This is a genomic window from Mesorhizobium sp. M1423 (genome assembly GCF_040317575.1).
Taxonomy (GTDB): domain Bacteria; phylum Pseudomonadota; class Alphaproteobacteria; order Rhizobiales; family Rhizobiaceae; genus Mesorhizobium.
Map to the genome: position 1 here is coordinate 537,101 of NZ_JAMYKU010000001.1, position 21,255 is coordinate 558,355.

At 54.4% G+C, this 21,255-nt stretch carries 11 protein-coding genes; 6 read left to right on the forward strand and 5 right to left on the reverse strand.

Annotated elements, in window-relative coordinates; translation table 11 throughout:
• The first annotated feature begins 28 nt into the window (after positions 1 to 28).
• The 3 genes from NKG95_RS02755 to NKG95_RS02765 all read left to right on the forward strand — a co-directional run bounded on the left by NKG95_RS02755 (position 29) and on the right by NKG95_RS02765 (position 15,680).
• Positions 29 to 13,201 (forward strand): RHS repeat-associated core domain-containing protein, encoded by a 13,173-nt coding sequence (locus tag NKG95_RS02755; protein WP_353039881.1) that lies wholly within the window; start codon positions 29 to 31, stop codon positions 13,199 to 13,201.
• A 33-nt stretch (positions 13,202 to 13,234) separates the two neighbouring features.
• Positions 13,235 to 15,121 (forward strand): ABC transporter substrate-binding protein, encoded by a 1,887-nt coding sequence (locus NKG95_RS02760; protein WP_353039882.1) that lies wholly within the window; start codon positions 13,235 to 13,237, stop codon positions 15,119 to 15,121.
• Positions 15,122 to 15,185: 64 nt separating this feature from the next.
• Positions 15,186 to 15,680 carry a hypothetical protein gene (locus NKG95_RS02765; RefSeq protein ID WP_353039883.1) on the forward strand — a complete coding sequence of 165 codons (495 nt, stop codon included), beginning with the start codon at positions 15,186 to 15,188 and terminating at the stop codon, positions 15,678 to 15,680.
• Positions 15,681 to 15,722: 42 nt separating this feature from the next.
• On the opposite strand, the gene NKG95_RS02770 is transcribed toward NKG95_RS02765, so the two are convergent.
• On the reverse strand, positions 15,723 to 16,997 hold the full coding sequence (locus NKG95_RS02770) for a substrate-binding domain-containing protein (RefSeq protein WP_353039884.1): 1,275 nt from the start codon (positions 16,995 to 16,997) through the stop codon (positions 15,723 to 15,725).
• Positions 16,998 to 17,148: 151 nt separating this feature from the next.
• Here NKG95_RS02770 and NKG95_RS02775 point away from each other — a divergent pair, with 151 nt between their 5' ends.
• The 3 genes from NKG95_RS02775 to NKG95_RS02785 all read left to right on the forward strand — a co-directional run bounded on the left by NKG95_RS02775 (position 17,149) and on the right by NKG95_RS02785 (position 18,281).
• Positions 17,149 to 17,577, forward strand: coding sequence for a phospholipase effector Tle1 domain-containing protein (locus NKG95_RS02775; RefSeq protein WP_353039885.1), 429 nt, complete (start codon positions 17,149 to 17,151; stop codon positions 17,575 to 17,577).
• 64 nt (positions 17,578 to 17,641) lie between these two features.
• On the forward strand, positions 17,642 to 17,941 hold the full coding sequence (locus tag NKG95_RS02780) for a hypothetical protein (protein WP_353039886.1): 300 nt from the start codon (positions 17,642 to 17,644) through the stop codon (positions 17,939 to 17,941).
• Entirely contained in the window at positions 17,835 to 18,281 is a 447-nt protein-coding gene (locus tag NKG95_RS02785) for a phospholipase effector Tle1 domain-containing protein (protein ID WP_353039887.1), read from the forward strand. Before NKG95_RS02780 ends, NKG95_RS02785 begins: the two co-directional genes overlap by 107 nt.
• 141 nt (positions 18,282 to 18,422) lie before the next feature.
• Here NKG95_RS02785 and NKG95_RS02790 read toward each other — a convergent pair whose 3' ends face one another.
• The 4 genes from NKG95_RS02790 to yhhA all read right to left on the reverse strand — a co-directional run bounded on the left by NKG95_RS02790 (position 18,423) and on the right by yhhA (position 21,021).
• Complete coding sequence (locus NKG95_RS02790) at positions 18,423 to 19,055, reverse strand: aKG-HExxH-type peptide beta-hydroxylase (protein WP_353039914.1); 633 nt, start codon at positions 19,053 to 19,055, stop codon at positions 18,423 to 18,425.
• Positions 19,056 to 19,146: 91 nt separating this feature from the next.
• On the reverse strand, positions 19,147 to 19,710 hold the full coding sequence (yhhC, locus tag NKG95_RS02795) for a cyclophane-containing peptide 2OG-Fe(II) oxygenase YhhC (protein WP_292670715.1): 564 nt from the start codon (positions 19,708 to 19,710) through the stop codon (positions 19,147 to 19,149).
• Between the two features lie 6 nt (positions 19,711 to 19,716).
• Positions 19,717 to 20,841 carry a cyclophane-forming radical SAM/SPASM peptide maturase YhhB gene (yhhB, locus tag NKG95_RS02800; RefSeq protein ID WP_353039888.1) on the reverse strand — a complete coding sequence of 375 codons (1,125 nt, stop codon included), beginning with the start codon at positions 20,839 to 20,841 and terminating at the stop codon, positions 19,717 to 19,719.
• A gap of 9 nt (positions 20,842 to 20,850) precedes the next feature.
• Positions 20,851 to 21,021 carry a YhhA family cyclophane-containing RiPP gene (gene yhhA / locus NKG95_RS02805; RefSeq protein WP_292670719.1) on the reverse strand — a complete coding sequence of 57 codons (171 nt, stop codon included), beginning with the start codon at positions 21,019 to 21,021 and terminating at the stop codon, positions 20,851 to 20,853.
• Between the last annotated feature and the right edge of the window lie 234 nt (positions 21,022 to 21,255).

Here is a 21,255-nt window from a genome sequence, read left to right on the forward strand (position 1 = left end):
AGATGATTGATCGTGCCGGGTGGGGATCATGTTCAAGAGGGTGTTCGCCCGGTTCTGGGTCGCGTTCTTCGTGCTGCAGTCGACTATCTCATCATTCCCAACGGCAGCAAGCGCAGATTATCAGCAGACGCAAAATTTCGTCGCAAAGTCGCGAACTGCGATTGAACTCACGCTTGATGTCAAGAATCCAAAGGCCAACATTTTTGGTCTTGAAGTATTCCTACCGCTACAGTCAAAAGCACATCTCCCGCTAAAGGTAGAAGTGGAATGCTTAGGATCTGGAACTACCCCGCCGTTAGCGCTTGACGCTAGCGTGTATGATGCGGAGGCTAGGCTGGTCAACGTGACTGATCGATCTCGATTTGGTTGCGAGTCCTATCAGATCAATGTGGCCCTGGCGGACCAAGAGCCCGGCGCCTCAGTCAGGGCAGGTTCTGCTTCCTCATTCGTTGGCCCGATTGCTGTTAGCGTTGGAGATCAGTTGCCGTCTGGCTCCGACGGTCCCCCTCCTGCGGTCTTTGTATTCAATCCGGTGCACGGAAATTGGACGAGCGCGAAGTCATTCACACCTCCTCAGGCTGATTCAAAACATGCGTACGCAACCCTCAACGAAAATCATCAGCGCATAATCTCGGGGGTTATCGTCAGGCCTAACAGCATGACGGCCGACCCAGCTGGCAATAGTCCATCGACGATATCTGGGGCACTTGGTGGTTCGAAGCCCACGTCTGGCTATTTGACTATGGGAGACATAGTCCCCGACTCGAAAGGAAACCTCAACAAGCCCCTTCCTTTTCTTTTGCGCCAGTCGCGAGGTCCTGGCCCAAGCTTCTCAGTTGCGTACAATTCAAATGGCTCTGCGGGTGTTCTTGGCCGAGGCTGGGATCTCAAGATAAGTTCGATATCGGTTAGAGGACCAAGCCCGCTCTATCATCCCGATTTTGAAACCGAAGACTATGTTCTGGACGGCCAAGATCTCATCGCAATGGATGGGCAGGGGAATGACATACCGCCTCTATACAAAGGCGGCCCCATCATCCGTCGCATTAAGGGAGAAAGGGCTTTTCATTTACGGAACAACTCTTCGGGATGGACGATCCGACGTTTTGGCGACGGGCCAGGCGATTACTATTGGCTTATTTGGGATCATTCAAAATTGACCCAGCTATACGGCGGGCACCGAGAAGCGAACCCTAGAAAGAGCGACTTGGGATTCGAGCTGCCCTCGTTCAATAGTGATGGCAATGGACTCCTATGGGGCATAGCTGGCTTTGGAGGGAGTGTGGGAAACCTCAGTAGTGAGCGAAGAGTAATTGGGGAATGGGGATTGACGCAGGAGTACGACAATCAACCAGCCAGGAACGGGACGCTTTATGAATATATCTTAGGAAACAGCAACTCGCAGACGAATTGCGACTCGAGCTGGGGCGCCCAATGCAGCCAAGCGCTACGACCGGATAATATTTTCTATAACCTAGCCTTTGCGACGTCGCTCGATGATACAGCGGCAGTCGGGGTGACGCTTGTTCATTTTGGCTGGGCGCCACGGCAGGACAAGAAACGATTCAATAGTGATGGGAGGTTGGGGTTCCTTCGCGCTTATGAGTTTTGGCTGACGGACATCACAGTTCGATATCGGACGAGAAAAAGCGACTTGAATCTCGTTGCGTTGAAGGTCGATGAATCGGCAGATCAGTTCGACAAGGTTTTCAGCTCTCATACCTTCACTCTTGGGGGTGGCGATAAAAAGCCTTGTACGGGCTTCGATATCCTTCTGTCGGAGTATACTGCCAAGGGGAATTCGGCCTATGACCTCGATGGGCCATCTGTTCAGAGCGACCAAACCTTCGCCTTCAGATATCAAGGTCAGGATCACTGCAACACTGCCTGGAATGATGTGCAGGATGTCGCGCTTGCGCATCCAGACGGCCAATTGAAAAGAGCTCCCTCGACCAGTCTTGGCTTTCCAACGGGACTGCTTCAGAGCGTCGGGTTGGGCTCGCTGACAGATATGTCTTTGCTCGGTACAGGCCAATCATCTGAGACGGGCGCCTCTTTGTACGTTGGGGTGGGCCCGGTTGGAGATGTCACTCAGAAGCCTACCTCTGTAGGCATCAAGGCAGGAACATCTCAAGCACGTAGTGAGATAGGCTCGTCCCTCGTCGACGTAACCGGTGACGGCATTGCCGATATCGTCTACCGAGTTGGCAACAATCTTAAATATTGTGCTGGCAGGCGCAACGGGATTGAGGTCGAGTACCCGCCAGAGCGCTGCGGGGAAATCGAAGGCATTTCCGATTTGGGCGCCTCATCGACGTCTTCGGATAGCATTGGTTTCGAAGCCTATGCTGGCACAGCTTTTGCTGGCGTTGGCAGCACAAATTCCGAAAACCAAACATATGTATATTTCACGGATCGCGACGGTGATGGACTGAGTGATCTGGTCGCTTATGGGCGCATATACTACGGTCTCGGCGAAGACGCAGATAGGATGCATGTTAGCTTCTCTCCAAACAGATCTTTGACGCCGCCAATCCCGCGTCAGGTCGATGACAACTATGCTGTAGGAAAGAGCCAGACGCCCAAGCTAGCTAGTCCGGGCCGAGTAGGTGAAGTTCACTTGGTTCAGCGCGTTCCCGATGACGCTGAAAAGGCAATCGCAATCGCTGCAAGCCGGCTCGAACGTGTCACCGAGAATCTAAGGCAGCTGGATTATAGCCAATCCACGATATCATGGGAGGCACCTTTTGATGGACGTGTCGCCCTCTCGGGCGCTCTGATGTTGGACGGCGGAAATCAAGAGTTTAAGAAGCTAAAATCAGACGCGGATGATCTAAGGGCATACTACTACAACTGTAACAAGCGACCTTATGCGATAGATTGCTATACGCAAATAGCGGAACCTTATGGCCCGCACTTTGTCCGACCAGAGGCTACTATCGAATTTCTCGATACTCCGTCTGCTTATGCGCAGGTAACGCTCTCAAGGAAGCGAACGGACACTCAACCGGCGCAGGTTCTGCAGTGCACCCAGCCGATGCAGATTTCCGAAAGCCAGGCCACGAAACTCGAGGATCTGCCCATTGACCAATCATGTAGCGGCGATTTTCAACCTCAGAAGGTCATCAACGTTCGAGCCGGAGACGTCATTTACCTAACTTACAGCGTCGATCCCGACTCCACGGCTCGCGTCGTTCCAAGCGCAAAAATCAGCTATAAATGGGTCGATAATGACTATGCTTTCAACTTCACAGCGGGGGGGCAGCCGGATACAATTTCGCCGTTGCTGAATTGCGGCTGGTCAGACCAGGGTTCGTCCGGATTTGCAAAAGATTGTCTTCTACGCTCCCAGTCGCGCTATTCCTATGAATTGGAAACCGCAGCGCTAACGTCTTCACCTGACAGTGCGGTAGAGCTTCGCTCGGGTTCTCAACGTTTTTTTGGGGGTAAGTTCGAGATTCCCACTGCGGTTACAAGAGATTACGACGTCTCGTTTGATATTTTCATCTCCGACAATTTGGATGAGACGACCCTTCCTTCCCAATTTCCTCTGCTGTTCCGGCAGTCAGTCTCGGACTCGTGTCGAGCCGCTACGACGGAAACCTGCGTTGTGGACGTTGCTCCATCCTGCGCTTCAAGCGGGCTGCTCCAGAAGTGCGATGAGTTTTTTAGAGATGCGGCGCGCGGTGCCCGGGTCACGTCGAAGCTGGCGATTGAACACAAGAGTTTGAACGGGTACCTTGCGGAAAACATCAGCTCACGACTTAACAGGCTGCGTTGGCGTGTTCCCCCCTTCATAAGCTCTTATTTTTCCGAAGTAGAGAATTCTGGATTGGGCGTGAAAAGGCGGCCTGTCGAGAACAACGACCATTTTGCGCCGCAGCCTATGTTGGTCTATTTGCCTGTCAGCATGGGCGATGGTGACAAGGAATATGGTCGTATTGAGAAAGGCGTCTTCCCAAATCCGAATCCAGAATTGAACGAAATGTCGTCAAATCGCGACGAAATTGACTTCAAAGCAATTCTGAATGCGGAGGACGACAACGTCAACGTAGCCCGCGCAAGGCAAACAAGCCAATTGTGCGGATTTGCTCTAGAGATTATCGATTTCCTCGGGCAGCGCTATTCAGAAAACACGTCGCCTTATGTTGGAGACTACGGGGGTTTTTGGGACACCGAATATTCGAAGTTTAGGTCACATTGTGGCGAAGCCGGGGAGTTCCTCCGCGCTCTCCATTTTACGACGAATGAGTCGCCCGATCTTCTATATGACCGCCGATTGAATTTGCCACATCTGTTGCGAAATCTGACGGTTGGCGAACAGATTTCGAGCGCTGAAAATCTGCTTCAGCGCGTATTCGCGAATCTGCAGCTGCCACGCGAATTGTTGGCGGATGATGCTACCGTCACCCGCCGTGGCTACCGGCTTCCGGCCAAGGTTAACCCACTCGGGTGTGATGTTCTGTCGTTGGGCTCTACGCCTATCGAAGAGGCCATATTCGGCGATGAAGCGAGCTGCAAATTCCGTATGTTGGCAAATTTCTCTATGGCGGACCTCGACAAGCTTGTTGGGAATGCCGAAGCGAAAAAGATTGAAAAGTTATTGTCGCAGCTTACGCGAAACCCTCAGACCGCCTTTGAATTGGAACTCACTGCGACTTCGAACGGCAAGCCGGTACAGTTTCGGGAACTGTCTGGAGAGCAAGCCGCAAATCTGGCCTGCGAAAAAGTCCCGACAGACACCTGCCTCGGAAACTATGGTTCATTTGATCGACTGGAGGGCCATCTCTACCCCGATCTAAAGGGGGACATGTTCCAGCGTATCGTCACCAACAGAAGATCCGCCAGAGCGGTGGCATTTTCTGATGACGTTATGGACCTTCGTTATGACGGTGTGTGTATTGGGGCCTCTCGACGCTACTCCGATTCTGCTTCAATGGAAGCCAAGCAAGATTGCGCTCAGCGCGACATCAGTCTGCCGGATACCGAAAAGTATGTGGGCGTCGCTACGCCGAAAATCACATATCAGATACTGGAGGATAATAGGTTCCTAGGGCGAAACAGGGTTGTTGAATTTGATGCTCAACCGCTCGACGTTCTTGAGCTGCATCTGAAACTCGTCCCGGTAACCAGGACAATTCAACTGGCGGAGCCAGGCGGTCCAGTTAAAGTAAGCGGCAATTTTTCCGTCCTTAGCGTTGGTCAGAAGCTGTCCAACGAGACTGGTTTGCGTCAAGGCAACTATCTGATTCCACGCTCACCCTCTGATCTGATTGCTTCGGACAGCCCGCCGCCGAGTTGCCCGGCATCCAGGGTCAACCCGCTTCCCCCAATCAATCCAGGTGCAGGCGGCTCGCTTACCAACCATTGCCGCCCTTGGACTAAACTCGGATGGACCGAAATGTTGCTCGGCGCCCAGTATCGCACCTTGAGCGACGCCCATAAAACGACCGACAAGTACTCGTATTCTATCCTTAGGCGCCGCGACCTGCTCCGTCTTCACCCCGAAATCGAAGTTGCCGCGTCATCGTATGATCTCAATATCGAAAATGGTGGAGCGGTTCCGACTGCGGAAGATTTGTACAATGGCCGGCTCCAACAGGGCGTCGCGATCGCTGATGTGACCAAAAAAGGTCTCGATGCTTCCGGCAATCCCCATGCCCAGGTTGTTAGCCCGAACTATCCAACGATCATTCTGGCAGAGCTTGAGCGAACTCCGAATCTTCCAAAGATTGGGGGAGATTGGAGCCTCTTCGCAAGCAGGCATGCGAAAGACGGAAGACTTGTCGTACCAGCGGACTACCACCGATTGAGATTTGACGACCAGAGTCTGAGCTCTCCGTCGTCCAACGCTAGTGGACAAATGGATACGTCCCTAAGTGCGTGTGGAGGTGGAAACCCGCCGGGAAATCAGGATTTTGCTAGCTGCAAACGGAGCCTTTCTAATGCCGACAATGGGCTACTAGGTCTGCGAGGTGTGGACCTCATTCCACTCGTCCATCGTTTCGTGGGCCCTGTATCGGTGCTGACGGATCTTAATCAACAGGAACAGACCGTCGACAACAACGCCCTGTCGGCCAGTCCCTGTTCCGAAGAGCAGCCTCGTTTGACGGCCAGCTGCTGGAAGGGCCAGGACGACTCCATTTACGCGGAGAGGCAAATTGATATCCGTTCCTCCGCCGAACCGGCGCCGTTCTATTCGGTTTCCGCACTTGTTGGATTTGAGCAACCCCCGATCGCCCGATTTCGCGAAAGTTACGATACCTTGTGCAAGCTGCTTCTGGCCGGTGAAACGCTCTTTTCACGCAGCTCGTTTTTCTCGGTCTGCCCTGATCAAAGGATAGGTGACATCGCCTTCCAATCAAACGGAAGCCACCGAAACAGTCAGGACGTTCACCTTCCAGATTTTCCAAATCGGCCAGCGCCCCCCTCAACTGATCGAGCGATTGAGGTTTTTGGTCCGGTTCAGAGTAGCGAAAGTCAGACGATTTCGCTGATTGGCGGGGTAGATCCAGTAAATGCCGTGAAAAGCTGGACAACAAAGCAGACAAGCCAGTTGTTATTGGACGTTAACGGCGACGGATATCCAGACACAACCTCCAACGGTGTAGCGACTTTGACGTCGCCTGTTGGCCTTTCCCGGCGAGATTGGTGGCGATATTTTCGAGTCGATACGAATGCACCTGGGTTGCGCGGCGAGCTTTTAAACGGCGGCCTAGCGCAGTCGAGCGAATCTGAAAATTTTGGCGCAGGTGTCGGAATATCGCCTTCGACGTTCGCAAAGGCGGAGCCAAAAGGTACGAACCCGCATACTTCAGGGTCGCCCGACGGTTCGGTCGAGCCGAGTTTTGATTTGAGTTTTGAACAAGGTCAGGATGACAGTTTCAGAGATCTCCGAGACTTTAACGGCGACGGTCTCGTAGACGAGCTGCAAGCGAGCATGGTTTCAAACTCAGTTTCGGCGCTATTAAATATAGGTAGCCGGCTAGGGGCCAGGGTAGACTCTGGCACTCCAGAGGTTTCAACTATCGGCTTGCACAACAATTACTATAATACAAGTCACAGCTCGGGCTTTGGGGTTCGACTCGGGTACTCTTATGGATCCGGAAGTTTTGTCGCCGGAGCTGGTCTATCTCTTCGCGATAGCTCATCCGAAGGCGCATTGATGGACTTCAATGGTGATGGACGGACGGATATCGTTATACCGGTTGTGACGAACAAAAAGTCTGCCATTGCCGTGTTTCCCAATCTTGGAAATGGCTACGGACCAGCAAGAATCTATGCGATCAGCGGTTGGAACAACTCGGAAACAAGCGCATCCGAGACAACGCTCGTCGACGCTGCTGCTGCTTTCACTTTCGGCGTCAATTTGATGTACGTGAAGATTGTTTTTAACCCAAGCACCAAACACGCAAGCGATCAGACACGAGAGTTGGTCCAAATTCGTGATATGGATGGGGATGGCGTTCCAGATATCGCTACAGTGAGCGGTAGGTTTAAGTCCGCGAACTCGATCGGTGTACCTAGCCTTCAACCTGAAAAGCTAGAAACGCGGATACATCACAATCCAGATGCTCGCTACTACCTCCTCAGCAGAATCGATGAACCGTCCGGAGTGTCCGACTATTTGAGCTACGGTCTCTTCGGCAATACGGGACCGGAGCATGGGACGTCGATATGGGCGCTGACGAGTGTCGGCCGGTTTGATGGGTATGAGCCAACTTATTCCGCTGGCCAGCTCAGCCCTGACGGACAGGACATCGAGCTGAATGTCTATGGCTATAGCGGTGGCTACTACAATCGAGCCGAACGTCAATTTTATGGTTTCTCGGGACGTGTAGTCAGAAAACACGGATGCGATCTCGCAAACGACAGCACGGACGCGCGCAAGAAATGTCTTGCCATCCTCGCCACGAATGAACCGCCGACTGACGCCACATTGGCCGGCAGCGCGTTTCGCAGATTACATATCGATACACAGACTTTCTCCAACAGGGATTACCTTACCCAGGGGATTCTCCTGTCGAATATTGTCGTCGGCTTTGATTCAGGCCCTCAGGCGACGAGCCCTGCGCAATTTCCCGCGCAACTCGTCTCGCAAAGTCACCTTGGCTATTCGATTGATGACTTGGCAACGATGTTGCCGCAGACGGATCAGGCGCAAGAGGTCGAAAAATGTGATCCTCCTGATCTTGCTGGGAGCAATGCCACCTGGATTGCCAACAGGCGAGACATATCGGACGCGTTGCAGACGGAAAGTTCGCGGCTCTCCACCTATTGGGACGGAACTCGATACGGCAGTAATGGGTCGGTATTCGGCGGCGGCGCCTCGATCTGCGGGAGCGACGTCATCGGCTGCGCTGAAAAGCTGCAAAACAAAATATGCAATCAGGGCTTTGTCCGTGAACAAGAGGCGTTTTGGGCGCAGCAATCAGGATCGGTTCGGCAAAGGTTTGTATCACTTCAGGCAGGCAACGAACCGGTTAATGACAACGGCCTATCACTCAATGGTGCTCAACCTCATCTGATGTCGGCCATCGCGTTCGACCATGACCAATGGGGTCAGGCTCTCGCCTTCGACAGCATCGGTGAACTGGCGAGCAAATCCGGCACAGATGTGCCCGTGGACGCGTCTTCGGTGCATGCGAAAATCGGATACGCAAAGCGACAGGGCCCGAGTTCGAAGCTTGGGACGATTGATGAGGCGACGGTGGCTGGCTACCCGTTGCTGGGTCTTCCCGAGAGCATTGAAATCTATTCAGGCCCTTGGGCGGATGCGGCCAATGATAACAAAGACAATCAACCCATTCGCGCCAGGGAAGCTCTGTATGCGAACGATGGCACGGGGAACCTAACCGACATTTGTCAGTATCCAGGCGGCGATGGTTTCCGGTTCAAACGCGATGCCAAGATCTGCCAGTCCTACAAGGATGAAATGAAGCGTGCGTTGTCGGACGGCTATAGCACTTTAGAAGCCGCGCTTCGGACGGTCTACGCCAAAGTCGACGGCCTGCCAAAGGGTGTCGATCGGTTCAATGCCATCATCCATGACCAGGTGGCTGGCTATGATGCCTACGGAAACGTCACCCATGTCATTTCCTCTTTGTCTGAGAATAAGGAATGGGCGGAGCGACGTTTCGACTATTCTGGCGATCCGTTCCTGTTGTCTCCAACGACGACTGAACTGACTCGTTGCGTGGAAGACGTGCCGGGGGCTGGCACCGACAGTCCAAAGTTGTCCCAAACGCAGCAGCCGCGATGTGCTTATGGAGTACAGAGCCTGAACAAGGCCGTCGTCCGAAAGCCTGTTACCCATTTCTCAAGCAGCCGCATCGATCCTCAGTTCGGCGCAGTTGCAGAGACCAAGGACATCAACGGCAATTCCTTCCTCTATGATTACGATCGTTGGGGGCGTCTGCGCCTCATAGCGCGATCCTGGGGCAACGAACCCAGGGAGAACAGGACCTTTAAAAAACAGCTGGAACTTGCCCTCGGCAAGTCAATCCCCGCGCTTCGCTCGCCCGAGCTTCCGGTCGATGTCAGCAAATGGAGGATCTTGGCGGCTACTGATTTTGATAGGATCATCTTCGCCGGCCATGGGCACCAAAACACGCTGCTGCGAAGCAACGTGCGACGGTTCGAACCATCGAACGCCTACAATGGTCTTCTGCCAGAGCAGAACACGACCCGTGAAACCGCGGCGATGTCTGACGGGCTGGGGCATGTCGCGCAGACCATTCAGGAAGCAGATGTCTGTATCGGCGCCTTGCCAACAATTCTCGACGGGTCCAACCCGGGTCCAAGGGTCGATCTTGCGAAGCGCTGCACGAGTGTCGCTACAGGTTTTGTAACGCCAGGAACGGCAACGGATGTGCTCGGTCGCGAGTTGCAGACTTTTGAGCCGTATGCAATCGACGACGCGTCGGGCTCTCAAGGAAGCGGCCTGAGGTTCACTAACCTCCAGTATCGAGCCACCGAGCCGGGCCCAATATCGAGCACGACTTACGATGCGGCTGGCAGGCCGTTGAAAGTGGAGAACCGCCTGTCAGGTAATCAAGATAGTGGGAGTGACAACGAGCGGTTTATTGCCACCACCCAATATCGTTATCAAGTGCTGTCCGGTCGTGAGGTAGTGAATTCCGCGACGCCGGACCCATCTCTCCGCGGGGCACGCTTCGAGGCTCTCAGCCTGTCGCCAAGATGCACGGCAAGTTCGACCTGGTCGGACGCCCGTGGCCAAACCACAAACGTCTTTGAAGACCAAACAAAGTTCTATGGGGAAGTCCCCACCTTGCCGCGATCTCCAGGGCCCTATGAGCGGGACTATGCGCATTCCCTTGCCAAGTGCTTGCCCATCAAAACGATGCAGAAAGAATGGACGTATGACGCTCTGGCATCGGAAACCGCTGGTGGGCTTCAGCCGGCGCGTGTCTCCTATGACTACGACCCACTGCTTCAGCTAACCAGGGTAGACTCGCCACTCGATGGCAACGATCGCGCCCGCATCTATGCAAGCTATGATCTTCTTGGTCGGATGACGGAGATGCGGGAGCCGAACGCAGGCTGCGTCCGGTATAAATATGACGGGTTACAGAACCTGGTGTCGGAGGTCGCATCAAAGTACCGGGCGGATCCAGACCAATCCTGCGAATCGACTTCGAAGGTACGAAATGAAAGGAACTACCTTTATTCCGCCGACCGCCTGCTCGAGATGTCTTACCGTTCCCTCGAAGAGCAAGGCGGCGCCAAGGATCAAGGCGATAAGGTCCGATTCTTCTATGACCGGTACCCTTATTCCAAAACCCATGGCGAGCTAATCGAAGCGCTGAAGTTCGTTCTGAATGAGCTGTCCAATCAGCGGTTCGTGGATCAAACGGGCCTTAATTGCGAGAACTGCATTGGCCAGATCGCCATAGTGACAGATCGCACCGGCGCCCGTAGCATCTCGTATGACGAGTTGGGACTGCCGTCCCGTGAGTTGCGCTCGATCGTCGGCCCTGTTCATGATGTCAAGCAAAGCGGCGGCGGAAGTGAAACCTACCTTCCAGAGGTTGGTTTCTACGAGCAGGACAACGCCTACACGTCATTCGGCGACCTGGTCCAGCAGAAGTTCACTGAACGCTCACCAATGAATCCATCGCTGGCGTGCCTGGGGGCAGGGCTCGAAACTTGCCTTGCCCATTTCACACTCGGCCGCAGATACGGGCCGGATGGTGCGGTCGCTCAATTGCTCTACAACGGCAGGCCGCTGATCAATGCCGCCCATGATGCCCTCGGCCGGCCAGCGGTACGCTGGACAGCCGATGGAACGGTCACCGGCTTACGGTATGACGACAAGGACTTGCGGCTGAACCAGTTGGCAACCATCACGGCCGGCAAGGAGATTCCTGTCGGGGCTCGAGACGGGCCCTTCGTGCCGGTCCAGATCAACGGCTATCAGTATGATGGCGGCGGCAATGTGCTTGGGTACGGCAACACGGCGGTGCCGCGCGAAAACTACAAGAGCTGGTTTGATTTTGCCTACGATCCAGCAAACCGGTTGGCACGCTTCAACGGCAAGGTCTCGAAAGAGCAGCGTTATCTCGAAAGTTCGGGCACCTACACGTACGATGCAGGTAACCGGTTCAAAACACGCGAACTGACGATAACGGGGGTTCCCGGCTATACATTCAAGAGAGACTGGACCTACCACTACGACGCACCCGGCAATGGGCCACTCCACGCTCCGAGTTCCATCGATTTTGCGATCAACGACAATTCGCTGCGAACCAGCCTGTTCGCTTATGACGACATCGGACAGATGACGCGCGTCGGCACGAGTGCCAATGGCAAGGAGACAGCATTCGGTGTCCTGTCCAACCGTGCAATGTCTTGGGATGGCCAAGGTAGACTCATTGGCGTTCGAGGCGTGCAAGACGGTGCCGTCCAAGAAAATGCCGAAGGACTGCGTGAAGATTACGTGTACGACTATGGCGGCAACCGGGTTCTAAAAATCCGCCCACCTCTCTTGCCTGAGCAGAAGGCCGCTACAGACGGGGGGACAAACCCCGAAGACGAGGAAGCAGTAACTATCTACATGACGCCGTTTTACGCTCGCGACCTCAATGGGCACGGCGCGGTGCAGATTGCCGAAGGCAATCTGCCAACGGCCAGCCTGTCGCCCCCTACCAACGAAAGCGAAGACCCACTCGTCACGTATCTTTATTCCGACCTTGCAACAGTGGGGTCTGTCTCGGCCAGTGTCACGGCCTTTGGGGAGGTGGACAAGGCCGATTCGACGATCATAGGCCGCCGCGAATACAGCCCCTATGGCTTGGAACTGACTGTTGACAACCTGGCCGACACCGGACGAGCCGGAGTAGGCCCGCTGTCTGTGTTCCACGGAAAAGAGCTTGATCGTGTCTCTGGCTTCTCGTCATTCGGCGCGCGGTATTACAGCCGGGATCTCGGTATTTGGCAGAGTACCGATCCTGCGCTGTCAGAATATGTTCTTGGTGATGGCTCTGGAACGGCAATTTCCGGGTCTAACATCAACGTTTACGCATTCAACCTTCAGAATCCAAACTCGTACAGTGATCCGACTGGCAGGCGAACGGATATTGACAGCCAGAAGAAGGTTCAACTGGTCACAGACGATAATGATCGACGGATTTACATGAACGGGGTCGCCATTGGCATAACTGCCTGGCCCAATGCGCATGTGAATGCGGGCGGCGATCAGCCGTATCTAGGGAAGGTCCATTTTGGCAAAGACGTCACGAAAGACTTTTATGCAAAAGTCGCCGATGCTGCCAGTATGAGTGGACCTTCTGTCGCTTGGCAAAGTTTGCCAAAAGGTAATCTAGACATAAAGGCGCGCCTGTTCGGTAATAGAAATTCTTTTGATAGTGGGATTTTTCGAGGAAAATACTACACCGCGAGAGAGCTTGGTAATATGCTGGCTGGATATAACGCCGCAGCGCGTGGATTAACTCTCGAAAATACATTGAAACTTTTCGGGATGGTTCAGAGAACGCAGGATCTTGACCCGATGATTATAAGTGATTTTCAAGTAGGTTACCTGAGTTCGAAGCCACCTTACTATGGCGAGGCTCAACACTCCGGAGAAGCTCAGGCGTTCGGGTGGAAGCTATACCAAATCGATAAAAAGCGCGGGGAAACAAGCAGTAAAGTTGATCCGCAAAATATGGCAAAGCCTTAAATTTATGCCAAGCGATAAGAATCGATAACAAGGATGGTGGATCTGCGGGAGGTTGAGAAAGTGAAGAGTGACCTGTCGGACGCGGCCAGAGCGAACGCCATGCAAACGCATTGGGTACTGACGGTTTTTTCGATTCTTGCTGGCTTTTCGACTATTGGCTCAGGATATACTCAAACTTTACCTCGCGCTGGGACCGAGGTGGTGTTCAACATCTCCGAGCCAATCGCCGGTTCTCCAAATTTCAACTGGCTTACCCGAGGCCCTAAGCGAGAGGTTGGCGCGCATCAGGCAATGTGGGAGCCGCTGTTCCTCCTTGACGACAGGACTGGCGAACTGCGGCCGTGGCTGGGGCTCGAAATCCTCCCGAACGCAGCGCAGAGCGTCTGGACCCTCAAGCTGCGAAAGGACGTCTTTTGGTCTGACAGCAAGCCTTCCGATCCCAAACCTTTCAATGCCAATGACGTGGTTTTCACCGGTAACTTGGTAATCAACCACGACGAGTTGCCGGCGGCCGAAGCGGCCACCTTCCGGTCCGAGGTCGTCAGCGTGGAGAAGGTCGACGACCTCACCGTCACATTCACGTTGAGAAAGCCGAACCCACGCTTCGCCGTCGATAATTTTGGCGGCGCCATGTTCAGCACCTTCCTGATCCTGCCAATGCATGTCTGGAAAGACGTCAAGGAACCGATGGCATTCAAGTTCGAAAAGCCGATTGGCACGGGGCCGTACATCTTGAAATCCATCGACGACAGGGAGGTGGTTTGGAAGCGCAATGAGGATTGGTGGGGTTCCAGGCTTGATGCAAACAACAAGCCTGTTTTCTTGCCGCTACCAGAGCCCGATGAATTGATCTGGCGCTACAGTCCGGATGCAACGACTAGCTTCAGCCGTATCCAGAACAACGAGATCGATGCCGGAGCTGAGATTTCAGTGGACGAAATGGCTGCCTTGAAGATCGCCAATCCAAAAGTCATCGGTTGGGATCCAGCAAGCGGGAAGGGGTGGAACGATCCGTGCCCTCGGCAACTCGAGATCAACACGAACCATGAACACAATGCTCCGTGGGACGACGCGAAGCTTCGCCAGGCGCTATCTCTACTGATCGACCGACAGGGGATTGCTGACGTAGCCTACGAGGGAAGCACCGTTCCTTCGCAAACGATGTTTCTCGAGAATGGTGCAATGAGGCCATTCATCGATGCTGTCGCGGCGAAATTCGGTTTGTCAAAGTACGCCAAAGTCTCGGCCGGCCAGGCCCTCATCGAGGCTGAAGGATACACGAAGGGGGGCGACGGTATCTATGAGAAGGGATCGGCGAAGCTCAACCTCGCCATCGACGTGAATGAAGATCTCGATCAGGACACAAAGTCCGTCCAGGTCATGGTGGACCAGTTGAGGAACGCCGGCATCGCAGCACGCGCTGTGCCTGCGAGTACCGCCGAACTATGGGGGAATGTCGTTCCACAGGGAAACTATGCAGCTGTGTACAGTTGGCTCTCCTGTGGCTCTGTTGCCGAGCCCTGGACATCGATGAGCCGCTATACAAAAGACAAGGTGGCGCCATTTGGCAGCCGCAGCCCAGGTTTTGACAATACGGGCCGATGGGACACAGCGGCGACAGTCGACTACAGCAAGGTTGTCGAGGAGATCGGCATGATGCCGCTACAGATCGAGCAGCCAACCAGCGGCGGCAAATCAACTTTCGTGCCCAATCCTGATATTCCTAAGCGGGTGGTCGACGCCTACAAATATCTCCACGACGAGATGCCCTTCATCCCGATAGTCCAATCCGTGAAGATCATTCCATTCAATACGACATATTGGACTGGCTGGCCTACCGCTGCGGACAGTTATGCCGCACCCATGCATTCCTGGAGCCAAACACAGATGATCATTCATCATCTAAGAAAGACGAATTGACGCCTTAGCCGCAGCTGGCTCAAGCGAGAAAGAGTGACTGCCGAACGCATGATGGAGTGGCTTGATGAAACGAACCGCGTACGCTTTCGCCAGAATGTCGCTCCATCTCGTCGCGTTGACGATTGGTTTGTTCGCGACCCAAAGCATCGCCGAGCCGCTATGCGTGGATTATTCAACCTACGCCACTGACGGGCCGACACCCCATGACCTGATGATCAATGGATTTAGCACGCGAGATATCGATGAAACGTGGAAATCTCAAATTCGCCACGGGTATGGCATCTCCCTTACTGAATATGGCGTGTTGGTGATTTTTCCATTTCCAGCAAAAGAAATTGATATACGCGCTGCGGCGCATTGCGGCAGCGAACTTGAGATTAGGACATTTTCCTATGGTCAGATTGGGAGCGTACTATCTCTCTCTGAGAGGAATACGGGGCAAAATCTGTTGCAAGATTATAAGATGACTGTTCCGAACAACGGGGCGATCACACGACTTATGACCTATGGCGGGTGTAACGAGGCGCAGGTTGCATCAATCTGCGCTACTCCGCGATGATTGTCTGTAATTGAGGAGGCCTTATGTTCCGCCGGCGTATGTCTACGCCGATCGAAACTGCTCGACGTATTGGCTTCGTATTTCCCGATACCAATCTTGTTCCGGCGGCCAGTGCCAGACGTTGTTTATCGAATCTCCAGGGTAAGCTTCCAGAAAGTTCTTTCGGAATTTCTCTGAGGTATGGTTCTCGGCCCCCAGGACGACCGGATTGTACCCGGATCCGTCAGCGATCTGCGCTGCTACTTCAGGGGTCATCAGGTAGTTGATGAATTCATACGCCTGATCGATATTTTGGGCAGTTTTTGTCAGCGACAAACCGTCGAGCCAAACCAGCGCCCCTTCCTTCGGAGAAACAAACCCAACCGGTTCTCCTGCATCCTTCAGGGTCACTGACGGGCCTTCCCAAGTCTGCCCGATCCATACGTCATTAGCCATCAATCCCGCTTTGGTTTCTTCGGACGAATTCCAAAATTGGCGTATCCAGCCTTTGTGAGCGATGGCAAACTCTAGGATTGGATCCCAGACTGCCCGAAAACCGGTTTCATCGACGTACCCGTCAAGCATGCGATTCGAAGGCATTTTGCCAGACTGATCCCACCAAAGGCCTATACCCAAAAGAAGCGAATGTACGCGGCCCTGAGTATGTCCTCGGACCTCTTCATCCCAGAGTGTTCCGTAGCTTAGACCTTGTTGCCTTCCGCGAAGGAGATCCGTTCGGAACGATATCGCTTCTGAGCGCCAGCAGTGCGGCAAGTGGTGCAGGCTGCCATCCCATGTCCAGAAATCTTCAGAACCGCGGAGCATGGAAGGGACGATCGCCGAAATGTTCTTTAGTTTGCTCAGATCGTAAGGTGCAAGGACGTCCATATCCTTGAATTGAATCGAACGGTTGCGTGCCGGTTGGCACAAGTCGTATGCAGCCGATTCGGCAGCTTGCAGTTTGTAAAATTGCTCTTCGTCTTGAGAAAAGAGCGACGGATTGACCTTGATGCCGGTCAATTTCTCGAAGTTAGGAATTACCGGATCGGGAAATTCATCGGCCCACATGAGAAGGTTCAATTCGCCGGACGATGAAAGGGCGTTTTTGACGTAAAGAGGGCTACCTAAGCCGGCCGCTCCGACTGCTCCAACCGATTTCAGAAATGAGCGGCGAGAGAATTTTGGAGAACGCGCTAGAGTTGATGTAGCTCGGTTCATTGTCATCGTCTTCTTTAGAGAGAGTTCATTGGGCGCCGCGAGGGTTTTATGGGCTGGGCTATCGTGGAACATATTGGCAATTATAGATCGATTTGTCGCGTGAAGAAATATTGCGCTCATCCGCAGATGCTCGACTATCCCGGCGCAACAAGCCCGACGGCACCAGTTCGTTCAGTTCAGACACCTGCCGCCAGTGTTTATTCAAGTGCCGTATTGATCTGCTAATATAGCAGTGGTGAGTCGGTACTGGGCCCGGCAGAAGGGTCTTAGAATGAAGCGCATCGCGATCTTCCTTGACGGCACTTGGAACACGCTAAACAACAACACGAACGTATGGCGACTGAAATCCCTTTGCGACCCGCGAGCGCCCGGGCAGGTCGTCTACTACAGCCAAGGCGTTGGCACCCGGTTCGGAGAAAAGGTGCGTGGCGGCGTTGCCGGTTATGGCCTCGATAATGAAATTATCGACGCTTACACTTGGCTTACTCAGATTTTCGAGCAGGGCGACGAGATTTTCATTTTTGGCTTCAGTCGAGGCGCATATGCGGCACGTAGTCTATCTGGACTGATTTCGAAGTGTGGCGTTCTGACCCCGGGCGCGCCGCTATCCATTGAGCAACTCTACGCCAGGTATCGTCGAAGAACCGACAGCACAATCAGGAAATTGTTGGGGGAAGATCCCTCTGCATACGTCGCTTGAGGAACGTTGGATTGTTCGGTACTGCCTTCCAACCTACATCAAATTTGTCGGTGTTTGGGACACAGTGGGGTCGTTAGGAGTTCCGCTGACAAGCCTGCACAGAAATGTGGCCCGATATCTTTTCCTTGATACGCACCTCTATCTTTCGAATGATTTCGCTTTTCATGCGCTCGCGCTCGATGAGCATCGCAAGCAATTTGACGTTTTGGACTCGCACTGTGGACAATGCAGCTCCAGGGGGAGCTCCGTCGCGTACGTTGGAACAGGTCGAACAGCGCTGGTTCGTGGGTGCACACGGAAACGTTGGCGGTGGCTATCCAAGCGATATTCTCGCCCAAGCGCCGCTGAAGTGGCTAATGGATAAAGCCGCTATTCATGGGCTTCGCTTTGCAGCGGAACTCGAATTGGACGCACCTGACGTTAAGGCTCCTGTTGCCGATTCTTACGCAGGCTTCCTTCCGTGGTATCTGCGTCCCTTCAGCCGACGGTTCTATCGCCCCGTTGGCTTAGAAGGTGAGGTTGGCACTAACCAGATAACCTCGAGAATCAATGAGACAATTGATGCATCGGTGTTCGAGAGATGGCGCGGTAATGCGGACTACAGGCCTCCCAACCTGGATGCGTGGGCGACACATCATAGCATTGACCCCACCGGTATCGAGCACGCAGTTCTAGCCTCCGATCCGCGGGTCGCTGTTCCGTAAATGATGTTCTGCGACTTCGACGGCAGCTTTGCGCAGCGTCGCAGCCGCAGAGGTGGTACGCAGCACATCCAAAAGCTGACATTCGCGTACCAACGACCAAAGTAGACGATTGTTACTTGAGCGCAGGGCACGTGGCTTGGGCTAAATTTCCGGTGTGCCCTGATGAAGCGGCATCGTTCTGGTCCAAAGTCGCATCTGAGCGACTCCGTGTGCCGTCAGAGCGCTTTCGAGCGCAGCCCAGTCGATCTCGAGAATCTCCTCACGGATGTCTGCGAGGCGCCCGCTTATGTATCGCCACGCATCATCCGCGACGAGGCGGTTCTCAGTTACGCGTCGTAGAAACGTGCTTATGCAGTAGAAAACGAAAAGCCCGTGCAGCACTCCTTGCACCGGTCGGAGCGTGCCCATCCAAGGCGAGTAGAGCGTGTCTGTAGAGCGGGCTACGAAAGCGAAACGCGACTCCTCGTTTGTCAGATGTAGGTGCATGGCCTCGTGGACGACGCTCTCCGCCAGACGTAGCTCGCCTATCTCGTCCTGCCGTTCCGGAAATGAGACGAAAATTCTAGCGCGCCATATAGGCTGACTGTGACTAACATCGTATCCAGGTTCGGCCGCGAGCGGGTGAATCGATCGAACGGCCCTCGACACAATTCGCGCAAGATCCGGCACTTGGCGGAGCAGGTTGTCAACAGCCTCGAGCCGAGCAGCCCCGCCGTTGACCGCCGCTGGCCGAAGTCCCTCACTACGAAGGATTGGTAGAAGGTTACTTGGCACGGGCCGGAGCCGACGACCAAGCGGCGCGAACTCAAGACGGCCGCTCGGCTCCGCCGGCTCGCCGAAGTTCCATGGGGCCAAGGGGGCGGTGTTAATCGAGGTTCTCGCGGAACGAGTAGACGAGCGTGAACCGTTCGCCCACGTTTATGGTGGATACTGCATGGAATGACGATTTGGAGATGTTGAATCCGAGGCCAGATCCATGAACTGGTCGTATTATCCTACGAACGTCGTCTGCATCGCCGCTCCCGAACAACATCAGAAGTCCGCCTTGGACGTCGTCCCAGCCTCGATTGAGCTGGACAAGTATTCTATGCGTTTCCCCGCCCAGCCGAAAGTCGTTGTGGATCCTGATCGTCTGCCCGACTACCATCCGATGCGCAGTGACTTCGACGAGTTCGATGCCTGTGTCACCATCTGGCAGCAAATCGCGGGCAAGACGTGCGACGGTCGCAGGCGAGAGGAGTTCGTGCAAGTCTTCCGGTAGTGCCTCCTTGTTCAGGTGCATTTCCCACTGCTCGTAGAAGCTCGCAATACGGAGACGCCAAGGTGCAGATTCCTCCATCCATCGCAGCGTCCGCTCGGCGAGATCTGGCGGCACGGCCCAGCGCGACAGCGCATGGGGAAACGGCTCTGCGAGGGTGGTGGGTGACATGGTCAATCAGGCAGCTTCAGTTTGCAGATGGTGACCGACGAGTTCAAGCGCTCGCTCTATCAGCATTTTCTGATCCGCGCAGAACACTGTCGGGTTTTCGTAGCCCGAAGTTTCGGAGAAGCGATGAGCCACCATGCCACCCCCGCAAATGCGAAGGTGCGGGCAGCGTGCGCAGGATGTCGACGATGGCCGCTGTGCACGATGATAAGCGAGGAACTCGCCCGAGCAGGCAATCTCCGCAAGCGAGTGGTGGCGAACGGTCCAATCTCTCGAGAAGCCGTCCCCGAGTGGCGAACTCTTCAGCGTGTCGTTCTTCTTTACCGTTCCATCGGCATCGATGACGAGGATGCCATAATCTGTAAGGCCGACGCCTTCTTTTACTCCGCCACCACCCAGCGCCAGCTTTATTATATCGTCCAGCATGCGGATGCGGAATGGCGCCGGATCAATCACGTAGCGATTAAGGATTCTCGTAATCCAGCGACCGTACTCGGTCGAGCCAACGGAGGCCTTGCCGTAAGGAAGCGAGGAGTGGTTTCCGTCGCGGTAGAGGAAGTCGACACTCGGAACGCCGAGTTCCCGGAAATAATCGTAGACCGCGTCGGGGGACGTCGCGGGGTCAACAACGGCTAGCACACCGGAAAACAACGTCTTGGCATCGCGATGCGCACGCAGCAACTCAACGCCCGCCAGGACTCGGGCATGGGAGGGACGACCCCCGTGGTCGATCCTGAATCGGTCGTGGACCTCGGCCGGCCCGTCTAGGCTGACCGAGAGGCCAATCCGTTGGTCGGCACATAGATCGAGTATGTCGGCGTTCAGCAACACGCCGTTCGTTTGAATCGAGATGCCGCATTCGGCACCTAGTGCCCGCCGCAGCATTCCTAAGAGCGAACCGAGACCGCGCGCACCGAGCAAGAGAGGCTCCCCACCATGTAGAACGACCGAGAAAGGTCGCCCCTGCGCGTCCCTTAGCTCCCGAAGCCGCCTTCCAACTAAGGCTTGCGTCTCCCCCGACATCCGCTTCGGCTGCGCACGCCAACCTTCGTCCCCCATGTGGAAGACGTAGCAATAGCTGCAATCGAGATTGCAACGGCTAGCAACCTTCAGAAGGACGGTGTCGATGTGCATGCGGGATAGTCAGCGATTGTGGCGATTAAACGTGCGATTGTAGCTCCGCGGCACGCCGTCTTCCTCGGCACGGACCTCTTCAACGAGCCGTCGGATCGCCGGGCTGTCCAGACCCACGTCCATTTCCAGTTCTTCCTGGCTTTTGGTCGCAGTGCCTGCGCTTTTGAACTGCTCGTCCATATCGGCCTCTCCTCATTCGATGATCAATCATAGCGCCGATCTGCCGGATTGGCGAGCGACATGTTCATGCTGCCGCCAAGCATCGGACCGGCTGAGTTTCAAAAAGAAACTGTCTAGCGTCCGCATGATCCGGTTCGTAATTTTGGTTGGAAAAGTGCCCTAGCTCCTATGATAACTTTAGTCACAAATCGCGCTTTCTAAACCAGGAATAGCATGATGTTACCGTGGAATGTG